We start from the raw sequence: 21,930 nt of genomic DNA on the forward strand, positions 1-21,930 counted from the left end.
AAATAGGCAGTGCGACCCCGGCGGTGGCATCAGTCCCAGGACAGGGCGCCGCCCGTCTGGTATTCGATCACGCGGGTTTCGAAGAAATTGCGTTCCTTCTTGAGGTCGATCATCTCGCTCATCCAGGGGAACGGGTTCTCTTCGTTCGGAAACATGGGCTCAAGACCGATCTGCGTGGCGCGCCGGTTGGCGATGTAACGCAGGTAGCCCTTGAACATGGAAGCGTTCATGCCGAGCACGCCGCGCGGCATGGTGTCTTCGGCGTAGCGGTACTCGAGCTCGACGGCTTTGAGGAACAGCTGCTTGATCTCTTCCTTGAATTCAGGCGTCCACAGCATCGGGTTCTCCATCTTGATCGCGTTGATCAGATCGATACCGAAGTTGCAGTGCATGGACTCGTCGCGCAGGATGTACTGGTACTGCTCGGCGGCACCGGTCATCTTGTTCTGGCGACCCAGCGCCAGGATCTGCGTGAAGCCGACGTAGAAGAACAGTCCTTCCATCAGGCACGCGAAGACGATCAGGCTCTTCAAGAGGCGCTGGTCGGTCTCGGGGGTCCCGGTGTGGAAGTTCGGGTCCATGATCGCTTCGATGAAGGGGATCAGGAACTCGTCCTTGTCGCGGATCGACTGGACTTCGTTGTAGGCGTTGAAGATCTCGGACTCGTCCAGGCCGAGTGACTCCACGATGTACTGGTAGGCGTGCGTGTGGATCGCTTCTTCAAAGGCCTGGCGCAGCAGGAACTGGCGGCACTCGGGCGCGGTGATGTGGCGGTAGGTGCCCAGCACGATGTTGTTGGCGGCGAGCGAATCGGCGGTCACGAAGAAGCCGAGGTTGCGCTTGACGATGCGGCGCTCGTCTTCGGTCAGGCCGTTGGGATCTTTCCAGAGCGCGATGTCGCGGCTCATGTTCACTTCCTGCGGCATCCAGTGGTTGGCGCAGGTGGCGAGGTATTTTTCCCAGGCCCACTTGTATTTGAACGGCACCAGCTGGTTGACGTCGGTCTGGCCGTTGATGATGCGTTTGTCGGCAGCGTTGACGCGACGACCTGCGGCGGCAACAGGCGCCTTCGCTGGCGCGGCGTTCGAGACGAAAGAAGGGGCGGAGGATGCGACTGCAGAGGAGGCGGTGCGCTCACTCGACAGTGAGGCTTGCAGACCCTGCATGCCGGAGGGCATGGGGTTGTTCGCTGGCTTCGTGGAGGGCGTGGTGTGATCGTCCCAGGTCAACATAGGTGTTTCCAATTCCTCGGATTATCAAAGTGTCTGCATGAATTGCAAAGTGCTCGTGCGCGATGCGCTGTGTTTGTGTTGCTGTGTCGCATCGATTGCGTCTCGTTGAACACAGCACACATCACACAAGAGCTCGCTGATTTACTGACACGCTTCGCAACCGGGGTCGTCGATCGCGCAGAACTTGATGTCGGTGGCGGGTGCTTCGGACAACGCAGCGCTCGATGCCGCGGCTGCATTGGCAGCGGTGGTGGCGGCCATGCCTGCGGTGGTTGCGTCCAGCGACACGGCGTTGAGTTGTCCGGTGCGGCCGGTGGATTTTTCGGCTTGCGTGGCCGACGTGGTGCGCAGGTAGTAAGTGGTCTTGAGACCACGCAACCAAGCGAGCTTGTAGGTGTCGTCGAGCTTCTTGCCCGATGCGCCGGCCATGTAGATGTTCAGGCTTTGCGCCTGGTCGATCCACTTCTGGCGACGCGCAGCGGCTTCCACCAGCCACAGCGGTTCAACTTCAAACGCGGTGGCGTAGAGCGCCTTCACTTCTTGCGGCACGCGGTCGATCGGGCGCAGCGAACCGTCGAAGTGTTTGAGGTCCATGACCATCACGTCGTCCCACAGGCCCAGCCGCTTCAGGTCTTTCACCAGGTAGCCGTTGATGACGGTGAATTCACCCGAGAGGTTGGACTTCACCGAGAGGTTGCCGAAGCAGGGCTCGATGGAGGCGTCCACGCCGATGATGTTGGAGATGGTCGCGGTCGGTGCGATGGCCACGCAGTTGGAGTTGCGCATGCCGTCGGTGGCGATCTTCTGGCGCAGCGCGTCCCAGTCGAGACTGACCGAGCGGTCCACGTCCACATAACCGCCGCGTTCGCGCGACAACAGATCGAGCGTGTCGAGTGGCAGGACGCCCTTGTCCCACAGCGAGCCCTTGTAGCTGGCGTAGCGGCCGCGCTCGCGAGCGAGTTCGGTGGAGGCCCAGTAGGCGTAGTAGCAGACGGCTTCCATCGAACGGTCGGCGAACTCCACCGCTTCGTTGGAGGCGTAAGGGATGCGCAGTTCGTACAGCGCGTCCTGGAAGCCCATCACGCCCAGACCCACCGGGCGGTGGCGCATGTTGGAGTCGCGCGCCTTCTTGACGGCGTAGTAGTTGATGTCGATCACGTTGTCGAGCATGCGCATCGCGGTCTTGATCGTCTTCTGCAGCTTGTCGTGGTCCATCTGACCATCTTTCAAGTGTTGCAGCAGGTTGATCGAGCCCAGGTTGCACACGGCGGTTTCGGTGTCGCTGGTGTTGAGCGTGATCTCGGTGCAGAGGTTGGAGCTGTGCACCACGCCAGCGTGTTGCTGTGGCGAGCGCACGTTGCAGGCGTCCTTGAACGTGATCCAAGGGTGGCCGGTCTCGAACAGCATCGAGAGCATCTTGCGCCACATGTCGCTGGCAGGCACCTTGCGGTAGGGCTTGATTTCGCCGCGCGCGGCCTTTTCTTCGTAGGCCACGTAGGCCTTCTCGAAGTCGGCGCCGAACAGGTCGTGCAGGTCGGGCACGCTGTTGGGCGAGAACAGGCTCCATTCGCCTTTTTCCATCACGCGTTTCATGAACAGGTCGGGAATCCAGTTCGCCGTGTTCATGTCGTGGGTGCGGCGGCGGTCATCGCCGGTGTTCTTGCGCAGCTCCAGGAATTCTTCGATGTCCAGGTGCCAGGTTTCCAGGTAGGTGCAAACGGCGCCCTTGCGCTTGCCGCCCTGGTTCACTGCCACGGCGGTGTCGTTGACGACCTTGAGGAACGGCACGACACCTTGCGACTCGCCGTTGGTGCCTTTGATGTGCGAGCCCAGGGCACGCACACGGGTCCAGTCGTTGCCCAGGCCGCCGGCGAACTTGGAGAGCAGCGCGTTTTCCTTGATCGACTCGTAGATGCCGTCGAGGTCGTCGGGCACGGTGGTCAGGTAGCAGCTGGAGAGCTGCGAGCGCAGGGTGCCGCTGTTGAACAGGGTGGGGGTGGACGACATGAAGTCGAACGAGGAGAGCACTTCGTAGAACTCGATGGCGCGCGCTTCGCGGTCGATCTCGTTGAGCGACAGGCCCATGGCCACGCGCATGAAGAACGACTGGGGCAGCTCGATGCGGGTCTTGCGCACGTGCAGGAAGTAGCGGTCATACAGCGTCTGCAGGCCGAGGTAGTCGAACTGCAGGTCGCGCTCGGGCTTGAGCGCGGCACCCAGGCGGGCCAGGTCGAACTGCAGCAGGCGTTCGTCGAGCAGGTCGTTGTCCACGCCCTTCTTGATGAACTGCGGGAAGTAGTCGGCGTAGCGCGCGCCCATCTCGGAGGAGGGCACTTCTTCGCCCATGACTTCTTTGACGATGGTGTGCAGCAGCAGGCGCGCGGTCGCGTAGGTGTAGTCGGGGTCTTTTTCGATCAGCGTGCGCGCGGCCAGGATGGAGGCCTTGTAGACCTCTTCGATCGGCACGCCGTCGTACAGGTTGCGTTTGGTCTCGGCCACGATCGGGTCGGCGTGGATGTCCTTGCCCAGGCCGCTGCAGGCATCGGCGATCAGCGCTTGCAGGCGCAGCAGGTCGAGCGGCACGCGCTGGCCGCCGTCAATCACGTGCAGCGTGGCTTCTGTCGGTTTGGCCACTTCGGCCTGGTGGGCGCGCTCTTGCGTGCGGCGCTCGCGGTAGAGCACATAGGCGCGGGCGACTTCGTGGTGGCCGCTGCGCATCAGGCCGAGTTCGGCCTGATCCTGCACGTCTTCAATGTGGAAGGTGCCGCCACCGGGGCGCGAACGCATCAGGGCACGCACCACGTTCTGCGTGAGCTCATCCACCGTCTCGCGCACGCTGGCCGATGCCGCGCCCTGGGTGCCGTGCACGGCCAGGAAAGCTTTCATCATGGCCACGGCGATCTTGCTGGGTTCGAACGAGACCACCGCGCCGTTGCGGCGGATGATCTGGTACTGGGCGAACACCGAGCTGCTCGTGGTCGCTGGAGCGGACGTGGATGAACCGATGGGCTGCTTCTGGGAGGCGGTCGGAGCGGATGTGTTGGGGGAAGCGGTCAGCATGGTTCCTCTTTCATTTGTTGTGATGGGCCTGCTCGCAGGGCGCGGGGTCGGGGAGCAGGACATTCGGTTTCAGTTCGGGCTCGCGGCGTTGTTCGGGGTGCCAAAAAGTTCTCAGCGGGGTGAAAACGGGCCGGAACAACGTGGACTTTGTCGAATCTGGAAACGCGGAACACACACTATATCTGGTGTGTGGGTGCTCTTCAAGGCACTACAGGTAGTGTTTGGAGAAAAAACCACCTCGGTAACTGGAGTGGGGTTCGGGCTGTTTTGAAGTGAGCCCGATTGCACCAAACAGGCTCACCGGGACAAGGCAGCCTGGAGCACCCGAAAAATCTGGGTGCTGCCGTTTGGGGGCAGCAACGGCGGGCGTTGCAGCGCGATTTGCCCCGGTGTGCCGCGAAAGGCGTAAGACCCCGTGTTGGTGGAACGCGTCCGACGTTGCGTTTCAGGCGATGGGTGGATCCGTGCCGGTCACCGCATCGGGAAAGTACGCACTTGACCAGGCTAGGTCGTGTTGCAGACGCGCCCAGTCGAATCCGGGGCCCGGGTCCTGTTTGCGGCCAGGCGCGATGTGTTCGTGGCCCGCAATGTGTGTCACCGGATAGCGCTCCTGCAAGCGGTGGCACAGCTGGCTGAGGGTGGCGTATTGCGCAGCTTCGAACGGCTCGCCCTCCAGCCCCTCCAGCTCGATGCCGATCGAGTCGTCGTTGCAGTTCTCGCGGCCCCGCCAGCTCGAGGCACCCGCATGCCAGGCGCGCGCATCGGCGTCGACGAACTGCACCAGTTCGCCATCACGGCGGATGAAGAAATGCGCCGAGACCTCCATGTCCCGGATCTGCCCGAAGTAGGGATGAGCGTCCCAGTCGAGCGCGTTGGTGAAGAGCTGCTCCACCTCGGGGCCGCCATACACCCCAGGGGGCAGGCTGATGGAGTGCAGCACGATCAGGTCGATCACCGAGCCTGGCGGCCTGGGCCCGTGATTGGGCGACGGGCAGTGACGTGCGGTCGTCAGCCAGCCATCGCACCAAGCCGAATCGGCCACGTCAGAACCCCCGCTCGCGTTTGAGCGAGCTGCAACGAAAGAAACAACGCCCATCCAGAAACACCGCGGAACCGGCTTTGCCGGGCCGCAGGTGTTGCCCCCTTGAGGGGGTGGCACGCAGTGCCGCGGGGGTGTTCAATTCAAACTGCATCGTCGTCGCTGGACGGCATGGCGATACCCAGGCGCTGGATGCGGTAGCGCATCTGCCGCAGGTTCAGGCCCAGCCGGGCCGCGGCCGCGGTGCGGTTGAAGTCGCATTCGCGCAGGGCCTTGAGCAGCACTTGTTTCTCTTGTTCGTCGAGGTAGGACTGCAGATCGGCCGGGATTTCTTCGGGCACCGTGGCCGCCGCTGCCGCGGCGAGCACCGAGTCGGGCAACTGGTCGGGCTGTGTGGGGACCTCGTCCGAATCGTCGGTGTCACCGAAGTCCTCGGGCTCCAGCTGGCTGCCGCTGCTCAAGGCCAAGGCGCGCTGCAGCAGGTTCTCGAGTTCGCGCACGTTGCCGGGCAGCTCGCGCGCCTTCAGCCAGTCGAGCGCCTGGTTGGAGAGCTCGGGTGCGGGCTGGCCCGTCTCGTTGCAGATGCGTTGCAGCAGCGCGTGGGCCAGCTCGGGCAGGTCGTCGCGCCGCTCGCGCAGCGAGGGTGTGCGCAGCTCGATCACATTGAGCCGGTAAAACAGGTCCTGGCGGAACTGTCCCCCCTGCACCAGGGCGGTGAGGTCCCGGTGCGTGGCGCTCACCAGGCGCACGTCCACGGCTTCCTCCTGCACGCCACCGAGTGCGCGCACGCGCCGCTCCTGGATCACGCGCAGCAGCTTGGCCTGCATGGCCAGCGGCAGGTCGCCGATTTCGTCGAGGAAGAGCGTGCCACCCTTGGCCGCCTGGAAGTAGCCTTCGCGATCATGTGTGGCTCCGGTGTAGGCGCCCTTGCGCGCGCCAAAGAATTCGGCCTCGATGAGATTCTCTGGAATGGCGCCGCAGTTCACCGCCACGAACGGACCGCCGCTGCGGTGGCTGCAGTCGTGCACGGCACGTGCCACCAGCTCCTTGCCGGTGCCCGACTCGCCCAGGATCAGCACCGGCGCCATGCTGGTGGCCACCTTTTCAATGCGGCCCTTGATCTGCACGATGCTGGCGGCACGGCCGACGATGCGCGAGAGCGACTTCAGGCCCGAGGGCGGCGGTGGGGCGCTGCGCATGGGTTCTGCACCGCCGGCCGGGCTGTTGCCCGCGCGCATCTGGTTGCCCATCAGCGGATGGCGCTGGCTCTGCACCGCCTGCGTCACCGCGTTGCGCAGTTGTTTCAGATCCACCGGTTTGGTGAGGTAGTCGAACGCGCCCGCCTTGAGCGACTCCACCGCGTTGTCGGCCGAACCAAAGGCGGTGATGACGATGCACTTCTCGGTGCGCTGGGCGTCGGTGAGCTCGCGCAGCAACTCCAGTCCCAGGCCATCGGGCAGGCGCATGTCGGAGATCAGCACGTCAAAGCGCTGCTGGGCCAGCCACTCGCGTGCCTGGGCGAGGTCGGCGGCGGCCACCACCGCATGGCCCTCGCGCAGCAGGGTGAGCTCGTACAGCGTGCGCAGGTCGGGCTCGTCGTCGACGACGAGCACGGAGGCCGGGATGGACGCGGCGTTGGGGTTGGTGGCCATGGGGTGGCGTGCGTGCTGAATGCTCAGCCCGGGGCCAGTGGGGGGTCGCCCAGGGTCGGGCTGAAGCGGGTGCTGTAGGGCCGCGAATCGTTGGCCGGGTAGGCCAGGCTTTGCTGCACGGGTTGCGGACCGGCGTGGCCGTTGGGCATGGTCACGAAGAACTCGTTGCCTTCCAGTTGGTCCAGCCGCACGCGCTGGTAGGCGATCTGGGCGCCGTAGCGCTCGCAGAGCTCGCGGCAGATGTACAGGCCCAGGCCGCTGGAGCGGCTCTCGGATGAGAAGAAGGGTTCGAACAAATGGCGCATCACGCTGGCTTCCAGTGGCTGGCCGTCGCTCCAGACCGAAAGCCGGCTGTGCTCGCTGCCATTGGGTTGGGTGACGACACGGATGGACGAGGGATTGCCCGACGCGTGGCGCAAGGCGTTGTCCAGCAGGTTGACCAGCAGGCGCCGCAGGTGCTCGGGATCGAACTCCACATGGGCCTGGGGCGCATGCAGGTGCACACCGAGCACCCCCTTGGCCGGATTCTGGCGCAACCAGTCCATCGTGATCTGGCGCACCAGCGGGTCCAACGCCATGCTGGGGGTCGAGCCGTCGCCGCGCACGGGCTGTGCCCGGGCAACGTTGAGGATGTCGTCCACGATGCGCGAGAGCCGCTGGGCGTTCTGCTCGATCATGTGAATCAACCGCTTTTGCGAAGCGTCTTTCACCTCTTCATCCAGCAGCGCATTGGCCTGGGTGATGGCCGAGAGCGGGTTGCGGATTTCGTGGGCCACCGCAGCCGACATGCGACCCATGGACGCGAGCTTCTCGGTGCGCACACGGGCTTCCACCTCGCGCAGGTCTTCCAGGAACAGCACGCACAGACCGGTGCTGCGTCCGCCGCGCGAGGTGAGCCGCGTGCGGGCGTGCAGCCGCTGGCTGGGGCGGTCCTCGTTGTCGATGGTGGTCTCCGTTTCGAGTGCCTGTCCCAGCACGAAGGTCTCGCTCACCAGGTCGGACAGGTGGCTCCAGCTGGGGCGCGCCGAAAGCAGCAGCTTGGCGGCCTGGGGATAGGCCTCGCCCATCAGCATGATCTGCGCGGCGGGGTTGGCGTTGCGCACCACACCATGCGGGTCGACCACCAGCACGCCCACGCTCAGGCTCTCGATCACCAGTTCGTTGACCTGCGCCTGCGTGCGCGCGGCGGCCTGGCTGCTGGAGGCCAGTGCCTCTTCCCGCGCCAGGCGGATGGCCAGCTGGTTGGCCAGCACCGCCACCAGAAAGAATCCGGTGCTGGCCAGGCCGGCTTGCAGCAAGCGCGCCGTGGCGATGTCGCTGAACAGCGGCGCGCTCAGGATGGCTTCGGTCAGCAGGTACAGCGTGACGCAGGCGGCGGTGGCCATGGCCAGCAGCAGCGGACCGAGGATGGAGGCCAGCAAGACCGGCAGGGCAAACAGCGGTGTGTAGTTGATGGAGCCGGTCTGGAAGAACTGCAGCAGCGCGAACACCACCACATCGACCCCGATGGTCAGCACCCACTGGAGCTGGATCGGCTTGCCTTGCTCCACCGGCCGCCATGCATAGAGCACCACCAGGGTGGCGGTGAGGTGCACAGCCGCCAGCAGCAGCAGCCAGTCGGGGCCGCCTGTGCCGGTGACCACCATGAAGATCTGCAAGGCCAGCAGCACGATCGCGATGAACACCCGCGCCCGCATGAAGGCCACCCACAGGCGAACGAAAGCGCGCAGGCGTTGCTCACGCCCCTGGTGGTTGCCGGACTCGAAGGCAACAAACCACGAAGGGGCGAACTGCGAGCTTTCCTCTCGGGCCATCTCAGCTCCGTTGATCAGGCCTGTCGGCCGGGGTCAAGCACGGCGTGCTCATGCCGAACCGCCTTCCTTCAGCCGGCGGTGTTCGGCACTGCAATAGGGGCCCAGGGTTCCCTGCACCGTGTCGCCCTGGGGCAGGTGGGTGCCGCAGTGCTTGCAAGCCACCATCACGACCGGCAGGCGCGGTCCACCTGGGCGCGCGGGTGGGGGGCGCGAGGCGTCCGAGCGGTCGGTGATGCGGTTGTTGCGCCACACATAGAAGGCCACCATCACCACGACGAGGACGAGCAGGTATTTCATGTGGACAGTGGTTCAGCTGCGCTGCAGCAGGACTTCGAGCACGAAACGAGAGCCGGCATAACCCAGCAGCAGCAGCCCGGCGCCCAGGTAGAGCATGCGTGCGGCAAAGCGGCCGCGCCAGCCCAGACGCCACCGTCCCCAGAGCAGCACGGCCATGGTGATCCAGGACAAGACCGAAAAGACGGTCTTGTGGTCCCACACCCAGCGGTGGTTGAGCAGCTCGGAGAAATACCAGCCCGCCAGCAGTGTGGCCGTGAGCAGCACGAACCCGGCCGCCACGAAGCGGAAGGTCAAGCGCTCCAGTGTGAGCAGCGGCATGGCAGTTTCGGCAGAGGCGCCCAGGCGCATGGCCTTCTCGGCGCGCTGCATCAACCAGGCGTGAGCCACCGCCACAGCGATGAGTCCGTAAGACGCAATGCCCAGCGCCCAGTGCAGAGGCATCCAGTTCGAGCGCAATGCGGGGTAGGGCGTGCCCGGGAACACCAGGGCCAGCAGCACCACAGCGGTGCCCAGGAGGGCGAAGGTCCAGCGCTCGCGCAATTGGGGATACAGACGGCTTTCAATCATGTAGACGGTGAGCACCAGCCAGGCGGTGACCGACAACGAGGGGGCGAAGCCGAAACGCGCGGGGTGCTCGAACAGGCCGAGCACCAGCACGCCCAGGTGCAGCAGCCAGGCCACGGTGAGCAGCGCGCGACTCTGCATCGCCGACGCATGGGGATGGACCCAGGCCACGACGGCATAGGCCAATGCCGCAAGGCCTGAGAGCACCACCGCGGGCAGGCTGGTGGCGAGCGATGGCAGCAGGTTCATGTGGGCTGGGGCGCGCGCAGCGGGCTGGGGGTGGGCGCGGCTAAAATCATTGGCGGAGTTTAACGGCCTTGACCGTTGCCAACCGCCGGTGCCCCGGCCAATGGCCCGACACCCCTCCCAGCCGGCGCGGACCCCGCGGCCGGCGGGTTCTTCTCCCTCCACCCGAGCGCAGCATGGCATCAGCCCTTTCCGACCGACTCTCACGCATCGTCAAGGAAATGCGCGGCCAGGCCCGCATCACCGAGACCAACGTCACCGACATGCTGCGCGAGGTGCGCATGGCCCTGCTGGAGGCCGACGTGGCCCTGCCCGTGGTGCGCGACTTCATCGCCCGGGTGAAAGAGAAGGCGCTGGGTCAGGAGGTGGTGGGTTCGCTCACGCCCGGGCAGGCCCTGGTGGGCATCGTCAACCGCGAGCTCGCGCTCACCATGGGCGATGGCGTGGCCGACATCAACCTCGCGGCGCAACCGCCCGCCGTCATTCTCATGGCCGGCCTGCAGGGCGCCGGCAAGACCACCACCACCGCCAAGCTAGCCAAGCACCTGATCGAGAAGCGCAAGAAGAAGGTGCTCACTGTTTCGGGCGACGTGTACCGCCCTGCTGCCATCGAACAGCTCAAGACCGTGACGGCGCAGGCCGGCGCCGAGTGGTTCCCCAGCACACCCGACCAGAAGCCGGTGGACATTGCGCGTGCCGCCATCGACTACGCGCGCAAACACTACTTTGATGTGCTGCTGGTCGACACCGCCGGCCGGCTCGCGATCGACGAAGCGCTGATGCGCGAGATCCAGGAACTGCACGCCGTGCTCAAGCCGGTGGAAACACTGTTCGTGGTCGATGCCATGCAGGGCCAGGACGCGATCAACACCGCCAAGGCCTTCAAGGACGCGCTGCCGCTCACCGGCATCATCCTCACCAAGCTCGACGGCGACTCACGCGGTGGCGCGGCGCTGTCGGTGCGCGCGATCACGGGCGCGCCCATCAAGTTCGCTGGCGTGTCGGAAAAGATCGACGGCCTGGAGGTGTTCGACGCCGAGCGCCATGCCGGGCGCATCCTGGGCATGGGCGACATCCTTGCGCTGGTCGAGCAGGTCACGGCCGGGGTCGACATGGCGGCGGCGCAAAAGCTCGCGGCCAAGGTCAAGAGCGGCGAGGGTTTCGACCTCAATGATTTTCTGGACCAGATCCGTCAGATGAAACAGATGGGCGGCCTCTCCAGCCTGATGGACAAGCTGCCCAGCGGCATGGCGGCCAAGGCCAGCGAAGCCGACCTGGGCCGCGCCGAAAAAGACATCAAGCGCAAGGAAGGCATCATCTGCAGCATGACGCTCAAGGAGCGCCGCAAGCCCGAGATCATCAAGGCCACGCGCAAGCGCCGCATCGCTGCAGGGGCCGGCGTGCAGGTGCAGGAAGTCAACCGCCTGCTCAAGGAGTTCGAGCAGATGCAGGGCATGATGAAAAAAATGAAGGGCGGCGGGATGATGAAGATGATGAAGCGCATGGGGGGCATGAAGGGCATGCCCAAGCTGCCCGGCATGGGCTGAAGGCGCGCGCTCGCGCCGCGGTCCCGACTCAGGGACCAAACGGCCCGTACAGCGCGCGCGGGTTGTCGACCAGGATGCGCTGCCGCACGGCGGCATCGGGCACCCATCGCGCCAGCAGGTCGAACAGGTCGCCGTCGTTGGGCATGCCACGACCGTTCATGTTCACATGCGGCCAGTCGGTGCCCCAGACCAATCGGTGTGGCGCCGCCCTGACCAGTGCCTGCGCCAACGGAGTGACCTCCTCGTATGGAAATTCACCTGTGGTGCAGCGCATCGGCCCCGAGAGCTTGGCCCAGAAGCGCCCGGTGTCCAGCAACTCCAGCAGGCGCAGGAAGGCCGGTTGCGTCTCCCCGCCCGACGCAGGCAACGCGGCGAAGTGGTCCAGCACGATGGCGCTGTTGGGCAAGGCCAGCAGCGCGTCCGCAAACGTCAGCAGGTCATCGCCGAATGGGTAGAACTGCACGTGCCAGCCCAGGTCGGCCACCAGGGACGCCATGCGTGGGTCCAGCCGGGGCAGCGCCCCCCGGTGGCCCGGGCTCACGAAGCGCGCGCCCCGCACACCCAGTGCGTCCAGCCGTCGCAGTTCGGCGCGCGTCACATCGGCAGGCAACAGGGCCACTCCCTTGAAGCGACCCGGATGCCGTTCGAGCACGTGGCTCAGATGAGTGGTGTTCGTGCCATAGCCACCACCGCTCACCACCACCGCACCGGCCAGACCCAGGGTGTCCTGCAGATGCATGTGCATCTCCGGCAGAGCGTCCTCGGACACGTACCTGCTGTCGGGGTGGAACGGGTACTGAGCGGCAGGACCGAAGAGGTGGATGTGGCAGTCGATGGCCCCTGGCGGGCAGGCCGTGTCCGGCTTGCGTGGGTGGTGGTCCGGGGGCTGCGTCAGCGGCGGTGAAGATGGGGACAACGACATCAATCCGCCTTGATGTTCGACTTGCGCACGACATCCGCCCATTGGCCAATTTCGGTGTGGATCAGCTTTGCGAAGGACGCCGGATCGCTGGCCACCGTGTTCACCCCATCTGTCTTGAGTTTGCCCTGGAAAGCCGCCGTGCGCGCGAACGCGGTGATGGCTTTGTGCAGACTGGCGATGCGCGCTGCGTCCGTGCCGGCGGGAGCGAGGATGCCCATCCACAGGATGCCCTGGTAGCCCGGAATGCCCGATTCCGCCACTGTCGGTACATCGGGCATCAGCGCAGAGCGCTGCAGGCTGGCAATGGCGAGTGGCTTGAGCCGGCCGGACTTGATGTGCTGGGTGGCGGTGGCGATGGTGTCCATCTTCACCGCCACCACGCCGCCCAGCAGGTCGTTCATGGCCGGCGCAGCACCGCGGTACGGCACGTGTGTGACGCGCGTGCCCAGGCGCTGCAGCAGCAACTCCATGGTGATGTGCGGCAGGGTGCCATTGCCGGCCGAGGCGTAGTTCAGCTTGTCCGGGTTGACCTTGGCGTAGGCCACGAACTCGGCGAAGTTGTTGAACGGCTGCGAGCTGTTGGCCACCAGCAGTTCAGGAATCTCCGCCACCAGCGACACCGGTGCCAGGTCCTTCTCGGTGTCGAACGGCAGGTTGGGTACCAACGAAGGGTTGATGGTGTGGTTGGGTGTCGCAAACAGCAGCGTGTAGCCATCGGCCGGGGCCTTGGCGACGCGCGCCGTGGCGATGGTGCCGCCAGCGCCCGGCAGGTTCTCCACCACCACCGGTGTTGCGAGCTGCTGGCCGAGTTGCGTGGCGACCAGACGGGCCACGAAGTCGACGGTCCCGCCGGCGGGGAACGGCACGACCAGCCGGATCGGTTGATCGGGGTAGGCGGCGCGTGCGGGCGATGACATGCTCAATGCCATGGTGCCGATCACGACCATAATCGTGATCCAGCGTGAGCGCGATGAAGAGAAGGACATGTGTGGGTCTCCGGCATGGGTTGGGGGGCGGCGCAAGGCGCGCAGTACACCACCGGCCTCCTTCACAAACAAATGATTTGTTTGCATCCGCCGATGAACCCGTTTCATGAGGGCCTGTTCTTCCCATGCCGATTGATTTCCTGGGCATCCAGGCCTTCCTCGCCATCGTCGAGTGCGGCAGCTTCCAGCTCGCGGCGGCCCAGCTCAACCTGTCGCAAACCGCCGTCAGCCACCGCATGCGCAAGCTGGAGGAGACCCTCGGGGTGCGCCTGATCGCACGCACCACACGGGAGGTTTCGCTCACCGATGCGGGTCGCGCCTTGCTGCCGCGCGCGCGCAACGCGGTGCAGGAGCTCGGTGCCTCCTGCGAAACCGTTCGCAAGCATGGCCAGAACGCCAACAACTGGCTGGTGCTGGCCTGCCTGCCCACCCTGGCATCGGGCGTGTTCATCGATGTGCTGCGCGAGTGCCGCGAGCGCTGGCCCGACACGCCGGTGCGGGTGTTCGACAGCAGCATCCACGAGATCCTCGAGCTGGTGGACTCGCGCACCGCCGCTTTCGGCATCAGCGTGATGCGACCCCAGGCCACGCACGCCGAGCTCGACGTGCGGCGCATCGGCGATGAGCCTTTCGTGTTGCTGTGCCCCGAGGGGCACGCGCTGGCCGGGCGCGCGAAAGTCCCGTGGGAAGACCTGCGCGGCGAAGCGCTGATCCGCATCAGCATGACATCGGGCAACAGCATCACGATCGACGAGTCGCTGGGCGTGCTGCGCGAGCAACTGCGCTGGCGCCTGGAAGCGCAGCACACCGCGATGGCGGTCGAGATGGTGCGCGGCGGGTTGGGCCTGACCGTCGTTCCCTTGCTGGTGGCTGCGCCGGGGCCAGGTGTGGTCGTGGTGCCGCTGGAGGCACCGGTGATCGCGCGCACGCTGGCCGTGCTCACACGGCGCGATGCGGTGCCGAGCGAGCAGGAGGTGTTCGTCAGGGAGCGGGCCGTGGCCCTGATTCAGAGCCGCATCGCCGCTGTCTGATCCGCCGGCGGGGGGCACGGCGCCAGATGAATCTGGCGCATGGATCGGCAAGAACAATTCATTTGTTTCGGCCACCGGTGCCACCTAGACTTTCTCCGACACAAGGAGACAAGCCATGACAGCACCGCATCGCCGCACGCCCACCTTTTCATTCTCCGATCACCGCCGCGACTTCCTCAAGGGTTGTGCCGCGACGGCGCTGGCCGTTGGCACGGGTGGCGCGCTCGCGCAGGCCGCCTATCCGTCCCGGCCGATCCAGGTGATTGTTCCGTTCGGGCCCGGCGGTCTGGCCGACATTTCCATGCGCCTGGTGGCGCAGAAGATGAGCGAGCGCATGGGCCAACCTTGGGTGGTCGAGAACCGTCCGGGTGCCGGTGGCGTGGTGGCCGCGAATTCGGCCCTCAACGCGCCGCGCGACGGCCACACGCTCATTCTGTTCTCCAACGGAACGACCATTGCCAAGACCTTGTTCAAGCTCGACCACGACCCCGAAGCCGACTTCACGCCGATCTCCAGCATGGCGTTGTTCGACCTCATTCTCATCACACGCAAGGACGGGCCTTTGAGCGATCTGTCCAAGCTGCTCGCCGCAGGTCGCGAGCGGGCGTTGATGCTGGGCAGCATCAACCCGGGCAGCACGCAGAACCTGTCGGCCGAGTTGTTCAAGTCGGTCGCCGGGCTCAACGCCAGCGTGGTGCCGCACAAGAGCACGCCGCAGGTGCTCACCAGCGTGCTGCGCGGCGACGTGGACGTGGCCTTCGAGTCTTATGCCGCGCTCAAGGGCGCAGTCGACAGCGGGCAGGTGCGTGTGGTGGCCACGACCGGCCCGGCGCGCACGGCCTGGCTGCCCAACGTGCCCACGGTTGTGGAGGCCGGCCTGGCCAACTACGTCGTCACCGGTTGGAACGCGCTGTATGCGCCCGCCGGCATTCCCGCGAGCGTGGTGCAACTGCTCAACGGCCACATGCAGGCTGTCATGCAGTTGCCCGAGGTGCGGCAGCGCCTGATTGAACTGGGCACCGAAGCAAGGGCCAATGCACCGGCCGAACAGGCCGAGGTGTTCCGGCGCGACACCGCGAAGTGGGCGCAGGTCATCGCCCGGGCCAACATCAAGTTGTCCTGAACAGCCGTTACCGATCCCCCGATTTCCCAAGGAATCCCGCTTGACTTCCGAAGCCCTGACCGATGCGCCGCTGGTCGACGCCCACGTGCATGTGTTCCATCGCGACATGCCCCTGGTGCCGGACCCGCGCCACAGCCCCGATTACGCGTTCAGCGCCGAGCAACTGCAATCCACCCTGGATGCGCACGGCGTGCAGTTCTGCGTGATCGCCGCCGCCAGCCCTTGGGGAGACTGCAACGACTACATCATCGACTCGGTGCGCCGGCGCCCGCGTTGGCGCGGCACCGTGATCCTCGACCCCGAGCGCACCGATCGCTACCTGCTGGAGCAGATGGCGCGCGACGGCATCGTGGGCGTGCGCCTGCCCTTCATCAGCATGAAGGAACTGCCGGACCTCGACAGCTGGGCCTGGCGCAAGTTCCTCTACCGCCTCAACGAGTTGAACTGGCACGTGCACCTGCACCTCGACGGCCCGCGCATTCCGCAGGTGCTGCCCCTGCTCGAGCGCTCGGGCGTGAAGATCGTCATCGACCACATCGGCCGACCGGATCCCGTTCAAGGCATCCACAGCGAGGGCTTCAAGGCCATGGTCCGCTCCATCGAAAAAGGCCGGACCTGGGTGAAGCTCTCGGGTGCCTACCGCCTCGGGCCGCAGGCCACCGAGCAGGCGCGTGAACTCTGTCGCCAGGCCGGCCTGGAGCGCCTGGTGTGGGCCAGCGATTGCCCCTTCGTGGGCGCCGAGTCCACCACCTACCAGAGCACCATCGACTGGCTGACAGAGGTCGTACCAAACGCCGGCGAGCGCGCACGAATCACCGGTGCAAACGCACTCGCGCTGTACTTCGATCGTTGATCCCGCCGGCGCCAGCGCTCAGCCCAGCGTGCGCTGCCCCGGCGCGAACACCGGCACGGCCACACACACCCGCCCTTCAACGAACGCGTGCCTGGGCGCAGTTCCAGCCGCAAGGGGAAGGCGGACTCCACGGGGTCCAGGTAGACCACGTCGGGCAGTGCCTGCGGTGTGTCCTGGCGGGCCAGAATGTCCAGCAACTCCATGAGCCGCAGACCGGAGCTGCTCTCGGTGTCTGTGTTCACATCTCGAGAAATGAGACGATTCACGAAAATATTTCGAGATTCGTTTTAGGGCCTGCTCACACTATTTTCCATCTTGGAAAATAGTGTGAACAGGCCCTTGTGCCGCCTACATTGCCGGCACAAGACCAGTTTGAGGAGATGGTGGGTTTGACACGTTCGAGTTTTCACAACGCCGTGGTCACGGGCGCCTGCGGCGGCCTGGGCCAGGCGCTGGCGCGCGAGCTCATCGCCGGTGGCGCGCGCGTGGCGCTGGTCGGGCTGCAGCGGCCCGCGCTCGATGCGCTGGCGGCGCTGGCGCCAGACCGTTGTGCGGTCTACCAGCCCGACGTGTCGGACGCCACCGCCATGCAGGCCATGGCCGCCGACTGGATGGGCCGCTTCGGCACGCCCGACCTCGTGATCGCGAACGCAGGCGTGGCCGGCGGCTTCGACACCGCGCAGGCGAGCGACCTCGCCGTGATGCGCCGCATGCTGGAGATCAACCTGCTCGGCGTGGCCACCACGTTCCAGCCCTTTCTGGTGCCGATGCGCGCCCGCGGCCAACGCGGCGCGCTCGTGGGTGTGGCCAGCCTGGCAGGCTGGCGCGGCATGCCGGGCAACGGCGCGTACTGCGCGAGCAAGGCCGGCCTGATCGCCTACCTGCAGAGCTTGCGCGCCGAACTGCGCCCGACGGTGCTGTCCGTGCACACCATCAGCCCGGGTTATCTGCGCACTGCGCTCACCGCCGGCAACCGCTTCGCCATGCCCGGCCTGCTCGAGCCCGACGAGGCCGCGCGCCGCCTGCTCGCGGGCGTGGCCGCCGGCACCGAACACATCGTGCTGCCGCGGCGCATCGGCTGGCTCTCGCGCGCACTCGTCATGCTGCCCGCGCGGCTGCACGACCGCATCCTGCTTGGCCAGCCGCGCAAACCCCGCGTCGGCGAGCCTGGCGCGACCGAGATTCCCGGCATGAAATGAAACACCCCCGCCGCGCTCCGCGCGACCCCCTCAAGGGGGCGACATCTGCGACCCGTCCAGAGCTTGTCGAAGGGCGGTTCCGCGATGTCTCTTGAAGATGCACCTCTGTCCACCATGACCACTTCGACACAACAACAAATCGCCCTCATCGGCGCCGGCCCCTCGGGCCTGGCCGGCGCACGCTGTCTGCAGAAGCACGGCATTCCCTTCCAGGGCTTCGAGGCTCACACCGATGTCGGTGGTTTGTGGAACATCCACAACCCGCGCTCCACGGTCTACGCCTCGGCGCACCTGATCTCCAGCAAACGCATGACGGAGTTCAGCGAATTTCCCATGGGCGAGCAGGTGGCCGACTACCCGAGCCACCGTGAGCTGCTCGACTACTTCAGCGCGTTCGCCGAACATTTCAAGCTGCGCGAGCACTACCGCTTCGGCACGCGCGTGCTGAAGGTCGAGCCCGTGAGCGAGAAGCCCGACACGCTCTGGCGCGTGACCACCGACGATGCGAACGGCCAGCAGACCACCGCCGACTACAAGGGCGTGGTGGTGGCCAACGGCACGCTGGCCGAGCCCAACATGCCCAGCTTCGAAGGCCACTTCGCCGGCGAGCTGCTGCACACCTCGGGGTACAAGCAGGCTGACCAGTTCAAGTACAAGCGCGTGCTCATCGTCGGCGCGGGCAATTCGGGCTGCGACATCGCCGTGGACGCCGTGCACCAGGCGCGCAGCGTGGACATCTCGGTGCGGCGTGGTTATTACTTCGTGCCCAAGTACGTGTTCGGCAAGCCGGCCGATTCCGTGGGCGGCAAGATCACGCTGCCGCCCTGGCTCAAGCAGAAGATCGACAGCACCATATTGAAGTGGTTCACCGGCGACCCGGTGCGCTTCGGCTTTCCCAAACCGGCCTACAGGATGTACGAGTCGCACCCGGTGGTGAACTCGCTCATCCTGTACCACATCGGCCATGGCGACGTGGGTGTGCGCGCCGACATCGCGCGCTTCGATGGCCATACCGTGCACTTCAAGGACGGCAGCCAGCGCGACTACGACCTGGTGCTCGCCGCCACCGGCTACAAGCTGCACTACCCCTTCCTCGACCACGCGCTGCTCAGCTGGCAGGGCATGGCGCCCCGGCTCTACCTCAACATCTTCGCGCCGCGCTTCGACCGCCTGGCCGTGCTCGGCATGGTCGAGGCCAGCGGCCTGGGCTGGCAGGGCCGCTACGAGCAGGCCGAGCTGGTGGCGCGTTACTTCAAGGGCCTGGACGCGGGCAAGGCCAGTGCTGTCGCGCTCAAGGCGGTCAAGTCCGGCCAGGCAGGAAGCTGGCCGGACCTCTCGGGTGGCTACAAATACCTGCAGCTCGAACGCATGGCCTACTACGTGAACAAGGACGCCTACCGCAACGCGGTGCGCCAGGCGTCTGCCGCGCAGGGCTGAGCGCCACGACCCGACAACAACAGGAGACACCCGCATGCTGCCCGTGGACGAGATCCGCCTCAACTTCAACCCGGCCTCGCTGGCCGTGCTCAACGGCGTGCTCGCCTTCCTCATGTTCGGCATCGCGCTGGACACCCGCATCGAGGACTTCCGCCGCATCTCGCGCATGCCGCTGGCCTTCGCGGTGGGCATCGCCGCGCAGTTCATCGCGCTGCCGGCCATCACCTTCGTGCTCACGCTGTTGCTGCAGCCCGGCCCGAGCATCGCGCTGGGCATGATCCTGGTGGCCTGCTGCCCGCCCGGCAACGTGAGCAACATCCTCACCCACCGCGCCAACGGCAATGTGGCGCTCAGCGTCTCGATGACGGCGGTGTCCAACGCCATCGCCATCGTCGCGATGCCGCTGAATTTCGCCTTCTGGGGCGGCATCCACCCCACGGCCGCGCCGCTGCTCAAGACGATCGCGCTGGACCCGCTGGAGATGGTGGGCCACATCCTGCTCATCATCGGCGTGCCTTTCGTGCTGGGCATCTGGTGTGCGCACCGCTTTCCGAACTGGACCACACGCTTCAAGAAACCGGTGCGCGTCCTGAGCTTCGTGGCGCTCATCGCCTTCATCGTCGGCGCGATCACCGGCAACTGGCGCCACTTCCTCGATTACGTGGGTCTGGTGCTGCTGGCGGTGGTGATCCACGACGCGCTGGCCTTCGGCACCGGCTACGTCATCGCACGCATGGCCGGCCTGCCCGACTACGACCGGCGCGCGCTCTCCATCGAGGTCGGCATCCGCAACGCCGGCCTGGGCCTGGTCATCATCTTCAGCTTCTTCGGCGGCCTGGGTGGCATGGCCGTGGTGGCCGGTGTGTGGGGCTTCTGGGACATCATCGCCGGCCTGATCCTGGCGGGCTGGTGGTCGAAACGGCCGTTGCAGGGCGGCGTGCCGAGCGCCGAGCGCGCATGAGCGCCGTGGCAGAAAAAGCGCCGGCCGCCCGGCGCGTGCTGGTCACGGGCGCCGACGGCTTCCTCGGGCGCGGTCTGATCGAGCTGCTGGCCCAGGACACCTATCTCCACCATCTGGTGGCGGTGGACGTGCGCGAGGTGCCGGCCGATCGGCGTCTGGCGCGCGTGGTCTACGTGCAGCAGGATGTGCGCTCGGCCTCGCTGGCCAACACCGTGGCCCTGCACGGCATCGACACCGTGGTGCACCTGGCCTCCATCGTCACGCCGGGCAAGGGTTCGAACCGCGCCTTCGAATACGCGGTGGACGTGGGTGGCACGCGCAACGTGATCCGCGCCTGCCTCGCGCACCGGGTGGACCACCTCGTGGTTTCCAGCAGCGGCGCGGCTTACGGCTACCACGCCGACAACCCGGCCTGGTTGACCGAAGAGCACCCACTGCGCGGCAACGAGGTGTTTGCCTATGCGCACCACAAGCGCCTGGTCGAGGAGATGTTGGCCAAGGCGCGCGCCGCCCACCCCGAGTTGCACCAGACCGTGCTGCGCATCGGCACCATCCTGGGCGAGCGGGTGAACAACCAGATCACCGCGTTGTTCGAGAAACGACGCATCCTCGCCATCCAGGGCAGCGACAGCCCCTTCGTGTTCGTGTGGGACGAGGACGTGACCGGCGCCATCCTGCACGCCATCAGCGGCCGCGGCCTGCCCGGTTGCTACAACCTCGCGGGTGACGGCGCGCTCACGCTGTTCGAGATCGCAGAGCGCCTGAACAAGAAGCCGCGCGTGCTGCCCGCCGGCCTGCTGCGCACCGCGTTGCGTGTGGGTTCGGCGCTGGGCCTCAGCCGTTACGGGCCCGAGCAGCTCGACTTCCTGCGTTACCGCCCGGTGCTGCTGAACACCGCGCTGAAGGAGCGCTTCGGCTACACGCCGCGCAAGACCAGTGCCGAAGCCTTCGAGGCGTTTGTGGCAGCGCGCACCGCGCAGGGGCGCAGTGTGAGGGTTGCGCCGTGAAAGTGATACCTCTCTCGCGCGGCGACCTGCTGCGCGCGCTCGCGGTGGTCGTGATCTGGGGTCTGAACTTCGTGGTGATGAAGGTCGGCCTGCAAGGCATCGGCCCCATGTTGCTGGGCGCGCTGCGCTTTGCCGCCGCGGCCTTGCCCCTCGTGCTGTTCGTGAGGTTTCCCCAACTGCCCTGGCGCTATGTGATGGCCTACGGCCTGGCGCAAGGGCTGGGGCAGTTCGGCTTTCTGTTCCTTGGCCTGCAGATGGGCATGACGGTCGGCATGGCGTCGGTGGTCATGCAGACGCAGGCCTTCTTCACCTTGTTGCTCGCGGTCCCGGTGCTGGGAGAGCGCGCGCGGTTCTCGCAGGGACTGGGGCTCGTGGTCGCACTGGCCGGGTTGGTGCTGATCGCCACCGCGCACGGCGCTGGCCCGGGGCAGATGACGCTGGCCGGTTTCGTGCTCACGCTCTCCGCCGCCTTCATGTGGGCGGTGTCCAACCTGGTGGCCCGCCTGGCCAGCCGCGTGGCCGACTACGACCCGTTTCCCTTCATCGTCTGGAGCAGCGTGTTTCCCATCCTGCCGTTCGTGGCGCTGGCGCTGTGGATGGACGGCCCGCAGACCGTGGTGCACCAGCTCAGGGGCATCGGCTGGCCGGCGGTCTTGTCGGTGCTGTTCCTGGCCTGGTTCGCCACGCTGCTGGCCTACAGCCTGTGGACGCGCCTGCTCAAGCGCCACCCGGCCGGGCGCGTCACGCCGTTTTCATTGCTGGTGCCGGTGGTGGGGCTGTGGTCGGCGTGGATGTTCTTCGACGAACTGCCGCTGCTCCAGCAGTGGCTGGGCACGGGGCTGGTGCTCATGGGGCTGGTGGTGAACCAGATGGGTGGCTGGTGGCAGGCCATGCGCGCGCGACGCAACGGGCCCTGAAACGACAACGCGCCGCAGAAGCGGCGCGTTGGCAGAGAACGTG

General features: G+C 66.1%; 19 protein-coding genes. 10 read left to right on the forward strand and 9 right to left on the reverse strand.

The window, feature by feature from the left end; genetic code table 11:
* Window positions 1-29: 29 nt before the first annotated feature.
* Together ASE11_RS06030 and ASE11_RS06035 are read right to left on the reverse strand one after the other, a co-directional pair.
* Window positions 30-1,232 carry a ribonucleotide-diphosphate reductase subunit beta gene (locus tag ASE11_RS06030; protein WP_056267900.1) on the reverse strand — a complete coding sequence of 401 codons (1,203 nt, stop codon included), beginning with the start codon at window positions 1,230-1,232 and terminating at the stop codon, window positions 30-32.
* Window positions 1,233-1,373: 141 nt separating this feature from the next.
* Complete coding sequence (locus ASE11_RS06035) at window positions 1,374-4,238, reverse strand: ribonucleoside-diphosphate reductase subunit alpha (RefSeq protein WP_235501209.1); 2,865 nt, start codon at window positions 4,236-4,238, stop codon at window positions 1,374-1,376.
* Between ASE11_RS06035 and ASE11_RS26460 the strand changes: the two genes are divergently transcribed.
* A complete protein-coding gene (locus ASE11_RS26460) occupies window positions 4,120-4,563 on the forward strand; it encodes a hypothetical protein (protein WP_235501212.1) in 444 nt (147 codons plus the stop codon). The two genes, ASE11_RS06035 and ASE11_RS26460, sit on opposite strands and share 119 nt — an antisense overlap.
* A gap of 174 nt (window positions 4,564-4,737) precedes the next feature.
* Here the strand turns inward: ASE11_RS26460 and ampD are convergent, their stop codons facing one another.
* The 5 genes from ampD to ASE11_RS06060 form a co-directional block, all read right to left on the reverse strand.
* Window positions 4,738-5,388 carry a 1,6-anhydro-N-acetylmuramyl-L-alanine amidase AmpD gene (gene ampD / locus ASE11_RS06040; RefSeq protein ID WP_056267908.1) on the reverse strand — a complete coding sequence of 217 codons (651 nt, stop codon included), beginning with the start codon at window positions 5,386-5,388 and terminating at the stop codon, window positions 4,738-4,740.
* An 86-nt stretch (window positions 5,389-5,474) separates the two neighbouring features.
* Window positions 5,475-6,983: a sigma-54-dependent transcriptional regulator gene (locus ASE11_RS06045; protein ID WP_056267911.1), complete on the reverse strand. Its 1,509-nt coding sequence runs from the start codon at window positions 6,981-6,983 to the stop codon at window positions 5,475-5,477.
* 23 nt (window positions 6,984-7,006) lie between these two features.
* Window positions 7,007-8,797: a sensor histidine kinase gene (locus ASE11_RS06050; RefSeq protein ID WP_082585557.1), complete on the reverse strand. Its 1,791-nt coding sequence runs from the start codon at window positions 8,795-8,797 to the stop codon at window positions 7,007-7,009.
* A 48-nt stretch (window positions 8,798-8,845) separates the two neighbouring features.
* A complete protein-coding gene (locus tag ASE11_RS06055) occupies window positions 8,846-9,094 on the reverse strand; it encodes a PP0621 family protein (RefSeq protein WP_056267916.1) in 249 nt (82 codons plus the stop codon).
* Window positions 9,095-9,106: 12 nt separating this feature from the next.
* Entirely contained in the window at window positions 9,107-9,907 is an 801-nt protein-coding gene (locus ASE11_RS06060; RefSeq protein ID WP_056267921.1) for an inner membrane protein YpjD, read from the reverse strand.
* Window positions 9,908-10,080: 173 nt separating this feature from the next.
* Here ASE11_RS06060 and ffh point away from each other — a divergent pair, with 173 nt between their 5' ends.
* On the forward strand, window positions 10,081-11,451 hold the full coding sequence (gene ffh / locus ASE11_RS06065; RefSeq protein ID WP_056267925.1) for a signal recognition particle protein: 1,371 nt from the start codon (window positions 10,081-10,083) through the stop codon (window positions 11,449-11,451).
* 28 nt (window positions 11,452-11,479) lie between these two features.
* On the opposite strand, the gene ASE11_RS06070 is transcribed toward ffh, so the two are convergent.
* Together ASE11_RS06070 and ASE11_RS06075 are read right to left on the reverse strand one after the other, a co-directional pair.
* The gene (locus ASE11_RS06070; RefSeq protein WP_056267928.1) at window positions 11,480-12,373 is read right to left on the reverse strand and encodes an amidohydrolase family protein; all 894 of its coding nucleotides are present in this window, start codon (window positions 12,371-12,373) and stop codon (window positions 11,480-11,482) included.
* Window positions 12,373-13,359 carry a tripartite tricarboxylate transporter substrate binding protein gene (locus ASE11_RS06075; RefSeq protein WP_056267932.1) on the reverse strand — a complete coding sequence of 329 codons (987 nt, stop codon included), beginning with the start codon at window positions 13,357-13,359 and terminating at the stop codon, window positions 12,373-12,375. Before ASE11_RS06075 ends, ASE11_RS06070 begins: the two co-directional genes overlap by 1 nt.
* 125 nt (window positions 13,360-13,484) lie before the next feature.
* On the opposite strand from ASE11_RS06075, the gene ASE11_RS06080 reads away from it, so the two are divergent.
* The 8 genes from ASE11_RS06080 (at window position 13,485) to ASE11_RS06115 (ending at window position 21,887) form a co-directional block, all read left to right on the forward strand.
* A complete protein-coding gene (locus ASE11_RS06080; RefSeq protein ID WP_056267937.1) occupies window positions 13,485-14,390 on the forward strand; it encodes a LysR family transcriptional regulator in 906 nt (301 codons plus the stop codon).
* Window positions 14,391-14,505: 115 nt separating this feature from the next.
* On the forward strand, window positions 14,506-15,513 hold the full coding sequence (locus ASE11_RS06085; RefSeq protein WP_056267941.1) for a Bug family tripartite tricarboxylate transporter substrate binding protein: 1,008 nt from the start codon (window positions 14,506-14,508) through the stop codon (window positions 15,511-15,513).
* 40 nt (window positions 15,514-15,553) lie between these two features.
* On the forward strand, window positions 15,554-16,366 hold the full coding sequence (locus tag ASE11_RS06090) for an amidohydrolase family protein (RefSeq protein WP_056267945.1): 813 nt from the start codon (window positions 15,554-15,556) through the stop codon (window positions 16,364-16,366).
* A 389-nt stretch (window positions 16,367-16,755) separates the two neighbouring features.
* Window positions 16,756-17,565, forward strand: a complete 810-nt coding sequence (locus tag ASE11_RS06095) for an SDR family oxidoreductase (protein ID WP_414842428.1) — start codon at window positions 16,756-16,758, stop codon at window positions 17,563-17,565.
* Between the two features lie 114 nt (window positions 17,566-17,679).
* Window positions 17,680-19,002 carry a flavin-containing monooxygenase gene (locus ASE11_RS06100; RefSeq protein WP_056267950.1) on the forward strand — a complete coding sequence of 441 codons (1,323 nt, stop codon included), beginning with the start codon at window positions 17,680-17,682 and terminating at the stop codon, window positions 19,000-19,002.
* Window positions 19,003-19,036: 34 nt separating this feature from the next.
* Complete coding sequence (locus ASE11_RS06105) at window positions 19,037-19,963, forward strand: bile acid:sodium symporter family protein (protein WP_082585559.1); 927 nt, start codon at window positions 19,037-19,039, stop codon at window positions 19,961-19,963.
* A complete protein-coding gene (locus ASE11_RS06110; protein WP_056267953.1) occupies window positions 19,960-20,970 on the forward strand; it encodes an SDR family oxidoreductase in 1,011 nt (336 codons plus the stop codon). Before ASE11_RS06105 ends, ASE11_RS06110 begins: the two co-directional genes overlap by 4 nt.
* Entirely contained in the window at window positions 20,967-21,887 is a 921-nt protein-coding gene (locus tag ASE11_RS06115) for an EamA family transporter (protein ID WP_056267956.1), read from the forward strand. The genes ASE11_RS06110 and ASE11_RS06115 overlap by 4 nt, the downstream gene beginning before the upstream one ends.
* Window positions 21,888-21,930: the final 43 nt, after the last annotated feature.

Origin of the sequence: Hydrogenophaga sp. Root209, from assembly GCF_001428625.1 — a bacterium.
Taxonomy (GTDB): Bacteria; Pseudomonadota; Gammaproteobacteria; order Burkholderiales; family Burkholderiaceae_C; genus Hydrogenophaga.

Excerpts from the sequence above, each read along its gene's own strand:
- ASE11_RS26460 (WP_235501212.1), top strand. The coding sequence starts at position 4,120 with ATGGCCACGGCGATCTTGCTGGGTTCGAACGAGACCACCGCGCCGTTG.
- ASE11_RS06045 (WP_056267911.1), bottom strand. The coding sequence starts at position 6,983 with ATGGCCACCAACCCCAACGCCGCGTCCATCCCGGCCTCCGTGCTCGTC.
- ASE11_RS06110 (WP_056267953.1), top strand. The coding sequence starts at position 19,960 with ATGAGCGCCGTGGCAGAAAAAGCGCCGGCCGCCCGGCGCGTGCTGGTC.
- ASE11_RS06105 (WP_082585559.1), top strand. The coding sequence starts at position 19,037 with ATGCTGCCCGTGGACGAGATCCGCCTCAACTTCAACCCGGCCTCGCTG.
- ASE11_RS06080 (WP_056267937.1), top strand. The coding sequence starts at position 13,485 with ATGCCGATTGATTTCCTGGGCATCCAGGCCTTCCTCGCCATCGTCGAG.
- ffh (WP_056267925.1), top strand. The coding sequence starts at position 10,081 with ATGGCATCAGCCCTTTCCGACCGACTCTCACGCATCGTCAAGGAAATG.
- ampD (WP_056267908.1), bottom strand. The coding sequence starts at position 5,388 with ATGGGCGTTGTTTCTTTCGTTGCAGCTCGCTCAAACGCGAGCGGGGGT.
- ASE11_RS06075 (WP_056267932.1), bottom strand. The coding sequence starts at position 13,359 with ATGTCCTTCTCTTCATCGCGCTCACGCTGGATCACGATTATGGTCGTG.
- ASE11_RS06085 (WP_056267941.1), top strand. The coding sequence starts at position 14,506 with ATGACAGCACCGCATCGCCGCACGCCCACCTTTTCATTCTCCGATCAC.
- ASE11_RS06060 (WP_056267921.1), bottom strand. The coding sequence starts at position 9,907 with ATGAACCTGCTGCCATCGCTCGCCACCAGCCTGCCCGCGGTGGTGCTC.
- ASE11_RS06055 (WP_056267916.1), bottom strand. The coding sequence starts at position 9,094 with ATGAAATACCTGCTCGTCCTCGTCGTGGTGATGGTGGCCTTCTATGTG.
- ASE11_RS06050 (WP_082585557.1), bottom strand. The coding sequence starts at position 8,797 with ATGGCCCGAGAGGAAAGCTCGCAGTTCGCCCCTTCGTGGTTTGTTGCC.
- ASE11_RS06030 (WP_056267900.1), bottom strand. The coding sequence starts at position 1,232 with ATGTTGACCTGGGACGATCACACCACGCCCTCCACGAAGCCAGCGAAC.
- ASE11_RS06100 (WP_056267950.1), top strand. The coding sequence starts at position 17,680 with ATGACCACTTCGACACAACAACAAATCGCCCTCATCGGCGCCGGCCCC.
- ASE11_RS06070 (WP_056267928.1), bottom strand. The coding sequence starts at position 12,373 with ATGTCGTTGTCCCCATCTTCACCGCCGCTGACGCAGCCCCCGGACCAC.